The organism is Martinezella sp. CNPSo 3964 (assembly GCF_057784375.1).
Genome location: NZ_JBXSOW010000005.1, coordinates 362171 through 377285, shown reverse-complemented (window position 1 = coordinate 377285; position 15115 = coordinate 362171). Strand labels below are relative to the sequence as shown.

General features: G+C 59.6%; 14 protein-coding genes. 7 read left to right on the top strand and 7 right to left on the bottom strand.

Annotated elements, in window-relative coordinates; genetic code table 11:
• Positions 1-9: 9 nt before the first annotated feature.
• From AC13Q5_RS18250 to AC13Q5_RS18220, 7 genes are all read right to left on the bottom strand, one after another.
• Complete coding sequence (locus AC13Q5_RS18250; RefSeq protein WP_488502758.1) at positions 10-942, bottom strand: ABC transporter substrate-binding protein; 933 nt, start codon at positions 940-942, stop codon at positions 10-12.
• Positions 943-1023: 81 nt separating this feature from the next.
• Positions 1024-1968, bottom strand: coding sequence for an ABC transporter substrate-binding protein (locus tag AC13Q5_RS18245; RefSeq protein WP_457890773.1), 945 nt, complete (start codon positions 1966-1968; stop codon positions 1024-1026).
• 92 nt (positions 1969-2060) lie between these two features.
• The gene (locus tag AC13Q5_RS18240) at positions 2061-3845 is read right to left on the bottom strand and encodes an amino acid ABC transporter permease/ATP-binding protein (RefSeq protein WP_488502665.1); all 1785 of its coding nucleotides are present in this window, start codon (positions 3843-3845) and stop codon (positions 2061-2063) included.
• Positions 3846-3885: 40 nt separating this feature from the next.
• Positions 3886-4434: a GNAT family N-acetyltransferase gene (locus tag AC13Q5_RS18235; protein ID WP_488502664.1), complete on the bottom strand. Its 549-nt coding sequence runs from the start codon at positions 4432-4434 to the stop codon at positions 3886-3888.
• A gap of 8 nt (positions 4435-4442) precedes the next feature.
• Complete coding sequence (locus tag AC13Q5_RS18230) at positions 4443-5642, bottom strand: M20 aminoacylase family protein (protein WP_457880851.1); 1200 nt, start codon at positions 5640-5642, stop codon at positions 4443-4445.
• 15 nt (positions 5643-5657) lie between these two features.
• Complete coding sequence (locus AC13Q5_RS18225; RefSeq protein ID WP_488502663.1) at positions 5658-7007, bottom strand: LLM class flavin-dependent oxidoreductase; 1350 nt, start codon at positions 7005-7007, stop codon at positions 5658-5660.
• Positions 7008-7031: 24 nt separating this feature from the next.
• A complete protein-coding gene (locus AC13Q5_RS18220) occupies positions 7032-8024 on the bottom strand; it encodes an LLM class flavin-dependent oxidoreductase (RefSeq protein WP_488502662.1) in 993 nt (330 codons plus the stop codon).
• Positions 8025-8473: 449 nt separating this feature from the next.
• Between AC13Q5_RS18220 and AC13Q5_RS18215 the strand changes: the two genes are divergently transcribed.
• From AC13Q5_RS18215 to AC13Q5_RS18185, 7 genes are all read left to right on the top strand, one after another.
• Positions 8474-9112, top strand: a complete 639-nt coding sequence (locus AC13Q5_RS18215; RefSeq protein WP_488502661.1) for an alpha/beta family hydrolase — start codon at positions 8474-8476, stop codon at positions 9110-9112.
• A gap of 173 nt (positions 9113-9285) precedes the next feature.
• A complete protein-coding gene (gene tauA, locus AC13Q5_RS18210; protein ID WP_488502660.1) occupies positions 9286-10299 on the top strand; it encodes a taurine ABC transporter substrate-binding protein in 1014 nt (337 codons plus the stop codon).
• 51 nt (positions 10300-10350) lie between these two features.
• Positions 10351-11139 (top strand): taurine ABC transporter ATP-binding protein, encoded by a 789-nt coding sequence (locus AC13Q5_RS18205; RefSeq protein ID WP_075854144.1) that lies wholly within the window; start codon positions 10351-10353, stop codon positions 11137-11139.
• Positions 11136-11990 carry an ABC transporter permease subunit gene (locus AC13Q5_RS18200; protein WP_075854143.1) on the top strand — a complete coding sequence of 285 codons (855 nt, stop codon included), beginning with the start codon at positions 11136-11138 and terminating at the stop codon, positions 11988-11990. Before AC13Q5_RS18205 ends, AC13Q5_RS18200 begins: the two co-directional genes overlap by 4 nt.
• Positions 11991-12077: 87 nt before the next feature.
• Positions 12078-13160, top strand: coding sequence for an LLM class flavin-dependent oxidoreductase (locus AC13Q5_RS18195; protein WP_488502659.1), 1083 nt, complete (start codon positions 12078-12080; stop codon positions 13158-13160).
• Between the two features lie 164 nt (positions 13161-13324).
• Complete coding sequence (locus tag AC13Q5_RS18190; RefSeq protein ID WP_488502658.1) at positions 13325-13966, top strand: DUF47 family protein; 642 nt, start codon at positions 13325-13327, stop codon at positions 13964-13966.
• Positions 13966-14970: an inorganic phosphate transporter gene (locus AC13Q5_RS18185; protein ID WP_488502657.1), complete on the top strand. Its 1005-nt coding sequence runs from the start codon at positions 13966-13968 to the stop codon at positions 14968-14970. Before AC13Q5_RS18190 ends, AC13Q5_RS18185 begins: the two co-directional genes overlap by 1 nt.
• The last annotated feature ends 145 nt before the right edge of the window (positions 14971-15115 follow it).

Below are 15115 nucleotides of genomic sequence, written 5' to 3'. Positions count from 1 at the left end.
GCTGTCTCCTCAAAATTTCGGCAGGCCCGGCGGATTGGTTTCCGACTTCGGCAAGGCTTCTTCGGCAAGATGCCAGTGGTCGAGGATCTTGGCGTAGGTACCGTCCTTGATCAGCCCGTTCGTCGCAAGCGTAAGCGCCGCGGCAAGGCCGCTGCCCTTACGCGTGGTGATCGCGACATCCGATCGATCCGGCCAGCCGGCGCTCAGCGTTCCCACGCGCTTGATGTTCTTATCGCGCGCCGCGATGTAGACGAGCTGGGCGTGTGGCTGCACGATGACATCGGCCCGATCCGACTGGAGAGCCAGAAGGCTCGCCGCGTCGTCGTCATAATATTGCAGCTCGATCGGCTTCAGACCGGCTTTGACATCCTCGTCGCTCCATTTGAGCAGGATACGCTCCTGATTGGTGCCGGCGCCAACGATGATGCGCAGACCGGCTGCATCCTTCGGCTCTTTGATCGACACGATCTTGCTGTCTTTCTTGACGAAGAAACCGTGCAGGCCCTGCCGATAGGTGGAGAAATCGAACTTCTCCTTGCGCTGCTCGGTAACGCCGACGTTGGAAATGACGGCATCGTATTTGCCGGAGGTCAGCCCCAGCGGCCAATCGATCCAGGCGACGGGCACGAGTTCGAGCTTCAGGCCAAGCGCATCGGCAACGGCATTGGCATAATCGGGATCGGCGCCGACGACGGTCTTCGCGTCCGTCGCATAGGTCGCAAGCGGAGGTCCACCAGGTGCGACCGCGACGGTGAAGGTGCCCGGAGTGACGAACTTGAAATCCTTGGGGATAGCGGCGATCGCAGCATCGTTCTTCGCTGCATGAATGCGGCCCGGCTGTTCAGGGCTGAGATCGAAGTCGTCGGCCGCCTTCGCGGCGCCAAGTCCGATCAGGGAAATCGTTGTGACCGCGGCCAATATGGTTTTGAAAGTCGGAAGGATGAACACGAACAGGTAACTCCATGGATAAGACGGGGAGCGGACCGACGCGGGCCCCACCGGCGCCGGTCCGCTCGACCAACATTACGAGCCGCTCTTCGGCAGGCCCGCAGGGTTGGTCTTGGATTGATCGATCCCTTCGGCAGTCAGGCTCCAGTGCTTCAGCACCTCGCCATATTTGCCGTTCTTGATCAGATCGTTGAGTGCGAGAGTGACAGCATCGGCAAGGCCAGCGCCCTTCTTCGTCGTCACGGCGATTTCGGCCGTCAGCGGCCAGCCACCGGAGACGATGCCAACGAGCTTTCGGGTGCCGTTGATGGAGGCATTATAGGCCTGCGTCGCGTTCGGATTGAATTCGACATCGGCGCGGCCGGACTGCAGCGCGAGATCGGCGGCGGCGCGATCATCGTAATATTGCACTTCGATGGGCTTCAGGCCAGCCGCCACATTCTGACGATCCCATTCGAGAATGATCTTTTCCTGGTTGGTGCCGGCGCCGGTGATCACCTTGAGACCCGCTACATCCTTCGGCTCCTTGATCGAGGTGATCTTGCTATCGGCCTTCACATAGAAGCCGAGCACATCCTTGCGATAGGTGGAGAAATCGAACTTCTCCTTGCGCTCTTCGGTGACGGTTACATTGGAAATGACCGCATCATACTTGCCGGAGGAGACGCCGAGCGGCCAGTCTTCCCAGGCAACTGGCACCAGGTCCAGCTGAAGGCCCAGGGAATCGGCGAGCAACTGCGCGATGTCCGGATCGCCACCCACGACCGTCTTGGCATCGGTCGCATAGGTGGCGATCGGCGGATCCCAAGGGCTGATCGCGACGGTGAACTTGCCGGGATTGACGAACTTGAAGCCCGGCGCAATTGCCTTGACCGCCGCCTCATCCTTTTGCGCCCTGACGCGATTGGATGTATCCGGACTGAGGTTGAACTTCTCGGCCGCAATCGTCGGCGTCCAACTCATCGCTACCGCCGTCAGAACGCCGGCAACGACATACTTTGCTCTCTCAATGAATGTCATTTCCCTTCTCCGTTTCAATTATAGGTTGCTTTTATTGTTATCAGTATCCGAACGCTTGCTACGTCAGAACGTCCAGATCCTGCCTGCGACTGCTAGAGAACCTTGGCGAGGAAGGCGCGGGTGCGCGGGTGCCTCGCATCGTTGAAGATCTGGGTTGGCGAGCCAGTCTCGAGAATATGTCCGCCTTCCATGAAGACGACGGTATCGGCCACCTCGCGGGCAAAACCGATTTCGTGGGTGACGATCACAAGGGTCGTGCCGGTTCGCGCCAGTTCCTTGATCACATCGAGGACTTCGCCGACGAGTTCCGGATCGAGCGCCGAGGTCGGCTCGTCAAAAAGCAGGACCTTCGGCCGTAGCGCCAAGGCGCGAGCGATGGCAACGCGCTGCTGCTGGCCACCGGAAAGTTGGCGTGGGTAGGCATCGATCTTGTCGCTGAGGCCGACGCGAGCGAGCAACTCCCTGGCAAAAGCGATAGCTTCGTCCCGGCCTAGCCCGCGCACCTGTATTGGCGCCTCGATAATGTTTTCCAAAACAGTAAGATGCGGGAACAAGTTGAAGTTCTGAAAGACCATGCCGATGTCGGTTCGGCGTTTCAGAATCTCCTTTTCCTTAAGCTCATAGAGCACCTCGCCCTTCTGCGTGTAGCCGACGAGATCGCCATCGACGGAGATAAAGCCGCTGTCGACGCGCTCCAGATGATTGATGGCGCGCAGCAGTGTCGATTTCCCCGAGCCCGACGGTCCGATGATAGCCGTGACGCTGCCGGCCGGCAGGTTGAACTCGATATCGTCGAGAACCTTCAGCGCACCAAAGCTCTTCGATATACCATGGATGCGCACGGCACCGCCCTTGGCACGAAGATCTGTGACGCTCCGAAGGGTGGCGAGTGCCCCGGTTTCCGACCTGGTATCTGCCGTGACGGCAGGCAGCGGCCGCTGGAAGCGTTTGAAGAATGCCTGGAACGGCAACGGTGTCGGATTGCGTACCGCGCCCCTGGAGAAATAACGCTCGATATAGTGCTGCGCGATCGATAGCACCGTCATAATGACGAGATACCAGACCGTCGCCACCATCAGCAGCGGAATGACTTCCAGATTGCGGCGATAGATGACCTGCACCGTATAGAAGAGCTCCGGCAGGGCGAGCACGTAGACCATGGACGTGCTCTTGGCGAGACCGATAATCTCGTTGAAGCCCGTGGGAAGAATGGAGCGCATCGCCTGCGGCAGAACGATGCGGAAGGCCTGACGGCGGCGAGACAGGCCGAGGGATGCGGCCGCTTCCAACTGGCCCTGATCGACCGAAAGGATGCCGCCGCGCACGATTTCGGCAAAAAAGGCCGACTGGTTTAGCGTCAGGCCGAGAAAGGCTGCGGCAAACGGCGTCAGGAGCTGCGTGGTCGGATAATTCAGGAGCACCTTATCGGTGAACGGGACACCAATGCTAATAGTTTCATAGAGATAGCCGAGATTGTTGAGAACCAACAGCAGTACGATCATCGGGATCGAACGCAGCAGCCAGATATAGCCCCAGGAGAGACTTGCAAGCAGCGGCGACTTCGATACGCGCGCCAATGCCAGGGCGGTTCCGAGGATGGAGCCTGACACAGCCGCAAGCGCCGTCAGAAGCAACGTCCTGCCAAGCCCCACCAAAACCGGCTCGGCGAAAAACCATTCGGCAAAGACACCCCAGCCCCAGCGCGGATTGGTGAAGGTGGAATAGAGGACGACCGCTATGACGAGCGCGGCAAAGATCGTGCCGGTCATGCGTCCGGGGTGCCTCGCCGGCACGATGCGGTAGCGCGAATAATCAGTCTTGGTCTCGATAGTTGCCGTGCCTCGATCGGCACCCGCAAAATCCGTCGTTAGCGCCATGATACTTACCCCTTATGATTGTTGTTGATCCGGCTCGCCATTACCTGCCGGCGGCGGCCAGACGTTGCCCGGAGCCCGGGGCATCAGCGATGTCAGGCAAGGCCAGATGGCTGACATCCTTCTCGAAAGGCAGGATCTTGTGGACCTCCGGATCGAGCGAGGTATCGAAGAGCGCCGTGTAACCATTGCTGAGATAAAGACCGACCGCCTCGGGCTGCCGAAAACCGGTCGTCAGATAGATGCGTCGATAGCCTTGCCGCACCGCCTGTGCCTCCAGTTCCACCAGCACTGTGCGCGCCAGTCCCTGACGGCGCAGATCATGCCGTGTCCAGATGCGTTTGAACTCGGCGGTCCGATCGTCGTAATGCTTGAACGCGCCGCCGCCGATCGCCTCGCCATTACGCAACAGCAGCAGGAAGTTGCCATGCGGCGGCGCGAAAGCCTCTGGTGGATAACGATTGAGTTCGGCCGCTGCCCCTTCGGCACTGAAGTAGTTGCCGTAACGGCTATCATATTCATGGATCAGCTCGTCAATCAGCGGCTTGGCGCGCGGGTCCAGCGTGGTCGTATAAAGAAACGTGTCGCTCATGTGGTTCGTCACCCGTTGTCATTCGCGAGGAAAGCTTCGGCGAGCCGCACCCAGTAGCGAGCTGCCGGCGCGATGATGGCGTCGTTGAAATCGTAGCGGGCACTGTGCAGCGGCGCGGTGTCGCCGTTGCCGACGAAGAGATAGCTCCCGGGCTTGGCCTGCAGCAGAAAGGCAAAGTCTTCGCTCGCCGTACGCGGCCGAAAATCCGCCTCGACGGCAGATGTCCCAAGCGCCTGCAAGGCGACATTGCGAGCGAATTCGGTTTCTTCGGCATGATTGACGAGTGCGGGAAAACCGAGACGGTAATCGACTTCGGCCGCGGCACCGAAGCTTTCCGCCTGTGCGCGCGCTAGCGCGGGTATTCGTTCCTGCAATCTGGCACGGACGGTCTCATTGTAGGCCCGCATGGTCAGCTTCATCTCCACGCTTTCCGGGATGACGTTCGAAGCCGAACCGGCATGAATGGATCCCACAGTCGCGACCGCCATCTCCTGAGGGTCTATATTGCGCGAGACGACGCTCTGCAGGGCCGTGATGAACGAAGCCGAAGCCAGCACTGGATCGACCGAACGGTGCGGCTCGGCACCATGCCCGCCTTTTCCGACGATCGTGATGACCGCCTTGTCGACGGAGGCCATCGCCGGGCCGGCAACGAAGCCGAACTGTGCCGTCGGCACACCAGGCCAATTGTGCAGGCCGAAGACCGCATCGACCGGAAAACGATCGAAGAGCCCCTCCGACAGCATCTTGCGCGCACCCGCGCCAATTTCCTCGGCTGGCTGGAATATCAACCGCAGAATGCCGCTGAAATTGCCGCTTTCGGCAAGATAACGGGCAGCTGCGAGCAGGATCGACGTATGCCCGTCGTGACCGCAGGCATGCATGACGCCGGGATTGGCGCTCGCATACTCGAGCCCGGTCGCCTCTTCGATCGGCAAGGCATCCATGTCGGCGCGAATACCGATGCTGCGGTTGCCATTGCCCCGCCTCAGCGTCGCGACCACGCCGGTACCGGCTATGCCTGTCGCGACTTCGTAGCCCCATTCCGCGAGCAGCGAGGCCACCTTCTTGGCGGTACGATGCTCCTGAAAGGCAAGTTCGGGATATTGATGCAGGTCATGCCGCAAGGCGATGATCTCATCAAGATAGACGGCGATTCCTGTCTCGATCGGATCGGTGATCGAAGCGGTCTTGATGATGGCGTTCATGATGATTGTCCTGGCTCAAGCGCCCACGGCCTTTGCGGGTTCGATGTCCGCGGCCTCTGCCGCATAACGGCTTTCGCGATATGGCAGTCCGAGGTGATCGCGCAGCGTCTCGCCTTTCAGCGTGGGATCGAAATAGCCGCGCTCGGTCAGGATCGGCAGGACATGCCTGGAGAAATCGTCGAAGCCTTCACCGATGACCGGGAAGCCGAGGATGAAGCCATCCGCCCCTTCCTCATCCACCCAACGGATGATCTCATCGGCAATGTGCGCGGCAGTGCCGATGAAGGATGTTCGAGGCGTGGCCGCATCGAGCGCCACTTCGCGCAGGGTGAGCCCCTTCTCCCGTGCGGTCTTCTTGATGCGGTCGGTCGTGGCTCGGAAATTGTTGCGGCCGATATCTCCGAGATCGGGAAACGGCTCGTCCAGCGGATAGGCGCTGAAGTCGTGGTGATCGAAGAAGCGGCCGAGATAGGCGAGCGCTTCCTCGATGGTGACGAGATTGCGGATTGCCCGATACTTGGCTTCCGCCTCCTCCTGCGTCGCGCCGACGATCGGGCCGATGCCTGGAAAGATGCCGACATCGGCGGCACTGCGGCCATGCGCGATCGCGGACTGCTTGACCTGCTTGTAGAAGACCTTGGCATCTTCGAGCGGTCCGCCATTGGTGAAGACAGCATCGGCGTGCTTGCCGGCGAGCCGGATGCCGGAATCGGAAGCACCTGCCTGGAATACCACCGGCTGACCCTGCTTCGAGCGGCCGATATTGAGCGGACCTTCGATCCGGAAGAACCGGCCCTTATGGTTTAAACGATGCAGCTTGGATTTGTCGGCATACACGCCGGTCTCGCGATCCCGAACAAAGGCATCGTCGTCCCAGGAGTCCCACAGGCCCTTGATGGCATCGAGATATTCGTCAGCGATCTCATAGCGCAACTCATGTTCCGGATGCTCGCGACTGTAGTTGCGACCGGAACCCTCGAGCGGCGACGTTACCGCGTTCCAACCGGCGCGGCCGCCGCTGATGAGATCGAGTGAGGCAAACTGCCGTGCGATGGTGAAAGGATCGCTATAGGAAGTCGAAACCGTACCCACCAGACCGAGTTTCGTCGTGAAGGCGGCAAGCGCGGACAGAATGGTCAGCGGCTCAAAGCGATTGAGGAAGTGCGGGATCGACTGTTCATTGATGTAAAGTCCGTCCGCGACGAAGGCGAAGGCAACGCCGGCCTCCTCGGCCTTGCGGGCCGTCTTGACGAAGAAGTTCAGATTAGTGCTGGCATCGGCCGGAACGCTCGGATGCTTCCAGGCATTCATGTGGCCGCCCGGGCCTTGCAGCATGATACCGAAGGTGACGTGTTTTTGAGCCATGATGATCCTCCTGGGACAGGCCGTTCAGGCAACAAGGGAAAGGCGCTCTTTGGCGAGCAATTCTACGGAGTTGAGCCGTTCGGCTGCGGTCAGCGCCGGCGTGTCGAGTACGAATTCCTCGATGCCGTAGCGGCGGTGTAGCGCATCGAGTTCGCCTCGGATCTGCCCCGCCGTGCCATGCAGCACGCTCGGCACCTTCTCCTCGGTCCGAAAATCCGAGAAACCGGCCTGGCGTGCGAACTCCGCAGCCTGTTCCTGGGTGCCGACATTGACGCTCTGGCCATTCGGTAGGAAAAGCTTGACGATGCGCAGCTGGCCGACGCGCTCGCGTGCATGAGCCTCGCTTTCGGCGGCGAAGGCGGCGAGCGCCAGGATCGGCACCTTGCCGCCTGTTGCATCGTAATAGGCTTCGAAGGTCTTCTGCAGGTTCTCTGGATCGCCGTTCAGATGGCCGGCAAAGACCAGCCTCCAGCCCTTCTCCGCTGCAAGCCTCGCGCTTTCGACACTGGCACCAAGGAGAAAGCGCTCCGGCGAGCGCGGCGGAAACGGTGTGGCCAGCGCGCCTTCGGAATGAGGATCCGCCGCAAGATAGGTGTTGATGTCGGAAAGCTGCTCTGCGAAATCAGGCTTCTTTTCGGGATCGAAGGCAAGTTGCAGCGCGCGGGTGGAGAGCGGAAATCCGCCCGGCGCCTTGCCGACGCCGAGATCCACGCGGCCGGGTGCCAGCGAGGCAAGGAGATTGAAGGCCTCGGCAACCTTGTAGGCGCTGTAGTGCTGCAACATGACGCCGCCCGAGCCGAGGCGAATCTTCGTGGTCCTCGCCAGAAGGTAGGCGATCAGAACTTCCGGCGCCGAACTTGCGAGGTTCGCCATGTTGTGGTGCTCGGCGACCCAGAAGCGATGATAGCCAAGTTCTTCGGCCCTGATGGCCAGACGTGTCGTTGCCCCAAGCGCATCGGTGGCGCTGAGCCCCTGTTCGATCGGGCTCTTGTCAAGAAGGCTAAGAAGGTAAGTCATGCCGTTTCATCCATGTTTGCGCTCAATGCCGACCATGGAACGCTATAGTCTATAAAAAACATAGATTTTAAGTTATTTAAGAAACAGCTTTCTTTTTCTTTCGCCGGATGCGGAAAAAATCGGCAGTTGTCCAAGGGGTGCGGATGGGGCCGCAACAAATGTCACCAGTCTAGGCTTTAAGCGACAGCTTTACCTCGTGGATACGGCGCGGTCGTCCGCCGAAACCTTTCAGACTGCGCTGAACTTGCTTGGCCGCAGGCGCGGACAAGCCAATTAACTCGAGCTCGGCAAACTCGGCAAGTTGACGTTGTTACGTCTACTCTAAGGACATCCACGAGTTTGCAGCGCCCCTCAAGGCTGAGATTCCTCGCCTTCGAATCCGAGCTTTGCTAACAAAGCGCCAGCGGCGCAACGTCCAACTGCGACGCTACGAACCTGGAGAATCCTGAATGCCGCACCAATTTCTCATCAATGGTCCCGAAGACGCCAAGGTCACCATCGTTCTCGCGCATGGGGCCGGTGGCGCAATGGATACGAAATGGATGGAAACCATGTCTGCGGCACTCGTCCGCAAGGGCTTGCGAATTGTCCGGTTCGAGTTCGACTACATGTCGGCACGGCGCTCCTCCGGGAAGCGGTCTCCGCCACCCCGAGCGGAGCTCCTCAATCAGGAATTCGAAGCCGTGATCGACGAAGTCGGTTCAAGTGGGACACTCGTCATCGCGGGGAAATCCATGGGCGGACGCGTGGCGAGCATGATCGCGGACGATCTTCACAATGCGGGGCGGATTTCCGGACTGCTTTGTCTTGGCTATCCTTTTCATCCGATAGGAAAACCGGAGAATCTGCGAACCGCCCATCTTCAAGGCATGACGACGCCTACCCTCATCTGTCAGGGAACGCGCGACCTATTCGGATCACGCGAAGAAGTCTCCACTTTCCAACTCTCCAACATGATCGAACTTCTCTGGTTGGAAGATGGAGACCATGATTTCACGCCACGAAAGGCCGTATCCGGTTTCACATCCGCAGAACATATAGCAGCCGTTGCGGATCACGTGTTCGGATGGACCTCTGCATTGCGTTGATCGGCAGAAATACGCCGTCGCTGCGCTTGTCACGGATTCAGACAAACAATTCCCACTATAGTCTATAAAAATAGTTTGTTATTTCTGTCGATCCTCTCCCCTTCTTCGCTAGGCTTTACCCTATCGCACTCAGGGAACCGCCGGAGAAGTCCGATCCGGCCAAGGGGACACACATGAAGTTCAAGACATTGATCGCTGCCGCTGCCATGGGCCTCGCCAGTATCTCCGTGGTAACGGTCGCTGCCGCGGCCGACAAGAAGGTCGTCGTCGCCTATCAGACCGATGCCCTGCCCTCCTCCGTCGCAATCGCCAACGGAGAATTCGCCAAGGAGACGGGCTACCAGATCGATTTCCGCAAATTCAATTCCGGAGCCGAGATTTTCGCGGCCATCGCATCCGGCGACGTCCAGATCGGCTATGTCGGCTCCAGCCCGTTTGCGGCAGCTGCCTCCCGTGGACTTGAAGTGAAGGCGTTCTACCTCTCGTCCATCTCGGGCGTCGATGAAGCCCTCGTGGTGCGCAATGGCTCCGGCATCAACACACTCGCTGATCTGAAGGGCAAGAAGCTTGCGGCAGCACCCGTTTCCACGGATCATTATCAGCTGCTAGCCCTCATCAAGTCTCTAGGTCTGAGCGAAAAGGACGTGCAGGTCTTCGCCGTCCCGCAGCCGGAGATCGTCGCCAGCTACAATCGCGGTGATATCGACGGCGGCTTCGTCTGGGACCCGGCGCTCACCGAGCTGAAGAAGAACGGCAAGGTGCTGGTGACATCCAAGGACGTCGCCGACAAGGGTGCCCCGACGTTTTCCGCCTGGGTCGCAACCTCGAAATTCGCGGCCGACAACCCACAATTCCTGAAGGCCTATGCCTCTGTCATCAGCAAGTACTACGCCTCATTCGCAACCGACAAGGCCGCCTGGGGACCGGAGAGCGACAATGCGAAGGCCCTCGCCAAGCTTCTCGGCGGCACGGCCGACCAACAGGCCGCAGCACTCAAGAACCTTACGCTCCTGACCCCGGATGTTCAGGCATCGGCCGACTGGCTCGGCGGCGGTGACAAGTCCGGGGCAGCCAAGATCTTGAAGGACACCGCGACCTTCTTGAAGAGCCAGGGAAAGGTCTCCGAAGTGCTGCCGAACTACGGCGCATTTGTCACCGCTGACGCGCTTGCCAACGCCAGCAATTGATCCCCCGACACCGGCGCTCGTCGTGCCGGTGTCTCATTTCTTGAGGGCTCTATGCTTCAAGTCGACCATGCCAGCGTTTTCTTTGCGGCGCGTGACGGCAGAACCGTTCACGCGCTCGACCGCGTTTCCTTCAACATTCCGGAGCGCGGCATCGTCGTAGCGCTTGGTGCATCCGGCTGTGGCAAATCCACACTGCTCAACGCGATCGCCGGTTTCCTCCCACTTTCGGAGGGAAAGATCACGCTCGACGGCAGGCCGGTCTCCGGCCCTGGCGCCGATCGCGGCGTTGTCTTCCAGAAGGATTCGCTGCTGCCGTGGAAATCCGTTATCGACAATGTAGCCCTCGGTCTGCAATTTGCCGGTTTGGGCAAGCGGGAACGCCGGGATCGCGCATCGGAGCTTTTGCGGCTCGTCGGGCTGACCGACTTTGCCAATGCCCTGCCCTATGAGTTGTCGGGCGGCATGCGCCAGCGCGTCGGCATTGCGCGGGCGCTCGCCACCGATCCGGATATCCTGCTGATGGACGAACCATTCGGCGCTCTAGACAGCCTGACCCGCGAGCAGATGCAGGAACTGCTGGTCTCGATCTGGGCCAGAACCGACAAACGCATCTTCTTCATCACCCATTCGATCGAGGAGGCGCTTTTTCTCGGCACAGAGGTTCTGGTCATGTCTCCGAGGCCGGGGCGTGTCGTTGCCCGCTTCGAGCTTGATTTTGTGCATCGCTTTGCCGAAAGCGGCGACACAAAGACAATCATTTCTTCCACCGAATTCGGCAATCTTCGCGAAGAAATCCGCGCCATCCTCCACAACGCCGACAGCATCAGGAGCGCGGCATGAGCGATATCATCGAAACCAGACCGATCGTCGTTTCCGAAACGCAGGCCCAACCGAAGCTGGTTCGCATTCCCGGTTTTGGCGTCGGAGAAAAGCCGACTATCGCCATCAGCTTCGCGACTGCAATCGTCTGTCTCGCATTGTGGTGGCTGGTCGCCAAGCTCGGCCTGGTGTCGCATCTCTTTCTGCCCCGCCCCGACGAGGTTTGGACACAGATCGGCGTCGTCTACCGCGATGGTTATGCCGGCGCTTCGCTTTCCGAGCACATATTGGCGAGCCTGTTTCGCATCGTCGTCGCAGCAGCCATCGCGATCGGGATCGGCATTCCCGTCGGTCTGTTGATGGGTCTCAACCGCTGGGCAAAGGGCATTCTGGATACTCCGATCGAATTCTATTGGCCGCTGCCTCCCCTCTCCTACCTGCCGCTGATGATCATATGGCTTGGCATTGGCGAAACCTCGAAGATTACTCTCCTTGTGCTCGCCATGTTCGCGCCGATCTGCCTGTCTGCCCAAGCAGGCGTTCGTTCGCTGCCGCTCGAGCGTGTCAACGCCGCCCGGTCTCTCGGCGCGAACCGGCTGCAGCTTTTCCTCACGGTCGTCCTGCCTTCGGCCCTGCCGGAAATCCTGACCGGTATCCGGATTTCCTTCGGCATAGGCTGGGGAACTTTGGTTGCAGCCGAACTCATTGCGTCCACCCGCGGCATCGGCTTCATGATCATGTCGGCATCGCAGTTCCTTGCCACCGACGTTGTCTTCGTCGGCATCGGCATCATAGCGGTCTGCGCATTCGCCTTCTCGACCGCCGTCCGTATCATCGAGGTCGTCCTCGTTCCCTGGAAGGGCAAGCTTTAGCCGCAACGGTCTGCGAGCCAATGTCGCTCGCGGCCTTCTTCACCACTAAATCCGTCATTCGATCCAGAAAGACTTACAGGCGCAGGCATGAGCGATAACAGCGAATTTCTCTGGTACATCCCCAATGATGTTAAACCGGGCCATCGCGGCGATTCCGCCGTCGAGAACCATAACAGCCTGGAAACGCTCACCAGCCATGCCAGAGCACTGGAGGATCACGGCTGGAAGGGCGCATTGATCGGGACCGGCTGGGGCCGACCCGACACCTTCACCGTCGCGGCTGCGCTCACCATGCGTACCACCAGCTTCGAGCCGCTCATCGCAATCCGCCCCGGCTACTGGCGACCGGCGCACTTCGCGTCTGCCGCTGCCACGCTGGATCAGCTGAGCGGCGGCCGCGTGCGCGTCAACATCGTTTCCGGCAAGGACAATCTTGCCGCCTATGGCGACAGCGAGGGTGATCAAGCCCATCGCTATGGCCGCACCAAGGAATTCATGCGGCTCACCCGCAAGCTCTGGACCGAGCAGAATGTCACCTATGAGGGAGAGCACTTTCGCGTCAGCGAATCTACGGCTGCGCCGCGCATTGAGCCCCGCGGGAAACGCCTGCATCCCAAGCTCTATTTCGGCGGGGCTTCGGACGCGGCAGAGCGCGTTTCCGCCACGGAGGCCGATGTTCAGCTTTTCTGGGGCGAGCCACTCGCCGACATCGCTGAGCGGATCAGCCGGCTCAAGGCACTAAGCAGAGACCTTGATCGCGATCTGCCGCCGCTGGAATTCGGACTGCGCATTACAACGCTGGTGCGCGACACGACAGAGCAGGCCTGGACCGATGCCGAGGCGAAAGTTGCCGAGATGGCGAAAAACAAGGGGGTCGGCTGGAACGATCACCGGCAATCGATCGCGGTCGGCCAGAAACGCCTGTTCGATCTCACCGTGCGCGGCGACGTACTCGACGACAATCTTTATACCGCACCGGGCAAATTCGGCGGCGGCGGTGCCGGCACCACCTGGCTGGTCGGATCGGCCGAGGATGTCGCCAGTTCCCTGCGGAAATATCGCGATCTGGGCATCACGCATTTCGTCCTCTCCGACACGCCCTACCTGGCCGAGATCAAACGACAGGGTGAGCAACTGCTGCCGCTGTTGCGCGGGCACCTTTCGGCGTGATCCGGCGGCGGAAAACCAGTACGCGTTGAACGGAGGCCGATGCCGGGTGTTGCGGCGTCCACAATAAACGTCAGCAAGGCCTGAAAACATCATCCTCCCCAACCTTTCCAAGCCGCATTTTGTCAATTATGACACTTTCGTGACAATGGACGCATGGAGCTTTGATGCTGGGCTGGTTTCGCAAACTCATGCCGCGCGAGGATCGTTTCTTCGATCTTTTCGCGCAGCACTCGCGCACCATCGTCGGTGCTGCCGAAGCATTAAACGAGCTGCTTTCCGGTAAAGACATTGAGGGAAAGTGCCGGCTGATCGTCGAGCTCGAAAACCAGGCCGACGACATCACACGCAACGTACTGCTTGCCGTGCGCAAGAGCTTCATCACCCCATTCGATCGCGGCGATATCAAGGATCTGATCATGTCGATGGATGACGCCATCGACATGATGCACAAAACGGTCAAGACCATACGCCTGTTCGAGCAGAGGAGCTTCGATCCACGCATGCAGCAGATGGGCGAAGTGATCGTCAAGGCGGCTTATCTCGTCGCCGAGGCGGTACCGCTATTGGATCGCATGGGAGCCAACGCCACCCGGCTTGCCAACCTCACGGAAGAGATCATCACAGCTGAGGGCCATGCAGATGAGCTGCACGAGCAGGGACTGAAGGATCTTTTTCGCACGCACGGTGCCTCCAACGCCATGGCCTACATCATCGGCAGCGAGATATATGGCGAATTGGAAAAGGTCGTCGATCGCTTCGAAGACGTTGCCAATGAGATCAATGGCATCGTGATCGAGAGTGTCTGATGGAGGCCTCGCTCGCCTTTCCGCTGCTGGTGGCGATCATCGCCACAGCGTTGTTCTTCGACTTCCTGAATGGTCTCCACGATGCCGCGAACTCCATCGCGACCATCGTCTCGACCCGAGTTCTCAGGCCGCAATATGCGGTTCTTTGGGCCGCGTTTTTCAATTTCATCGCCTTCCTGTTCTTCGGCTTGCACGTCGCGGAGACGCTTGGAACGGGGATTATCGACCCGAAGATCGTCGACGCGTCGGTCATCTTCTCCGCTCTTATGGGCGCAATCGTCTGGAACATCGTCACCTGGATATTCGGCATTCCGTCGAGCTCGTCGCATGCGCTGGTCGGCGGGCTGATTGGCGCCGGCCTTGCCAAGGTCGGCATCAGTTCGATCGTATGGCTTGGCGTTCTCAAGACGGCGGGCGCGATCGTCATGTCGCCACTGATCGGCTTCATGCTTGCCCTGCTTCTGGTGCTTGCCGTGACATGGCTCTTCGTCCGGCAGACGCCGTTTGCCGTCGATAGTACCTTCCGCATCATGCAGTTCTTCTCGGCCTCGCTCTATTCGCTCGGGCACGGCGGCAACGATGCCCAGAAGACCATGGGGATCATTGCGATACTCCTATATTCTCAAGGATATGGCGGCGGCTCGTTCCACGTTCCCTTGTGGGTGGTTCTCTCATGCCAGTCGGCCATGGCCTTAGGCACGTTGCTCGGAGGATGGCGGATCGTGCACACGATGGGTTCGAAAATCACCCGTCTCAATCCCATGCAGGGCTTCTGCGCGGAGACGGGTGGCGCTTTGACGCTCTTTGCCGCGACCTGGCTGGGAATACCGGTTTCCACGACCCATACGATTACCGGCGCCATCATCGGTGTCGGTGCCGCCCGCAGAGTCTCGGCTGTGCGTTGGGGTGTTGCCGGCAACATCGTCATCGCCTGGGTCATCACCCTGCCGGCTGCAGCCGTGATTTCGGCGCTATCCTATTGGATTATTCGACTCTTTCATTGATCTGCGCGCAGCAAAGACGCTTGACCCCCGCGCAACCGCAAACCAGACTTTGATCCCATTTGTAGGTGACTATAACGCCATGAGGGTTTTATTGCGCTTGCGATTTATTTATAGGCAAGGCTAAATATCTTCACCACTTTCTTAG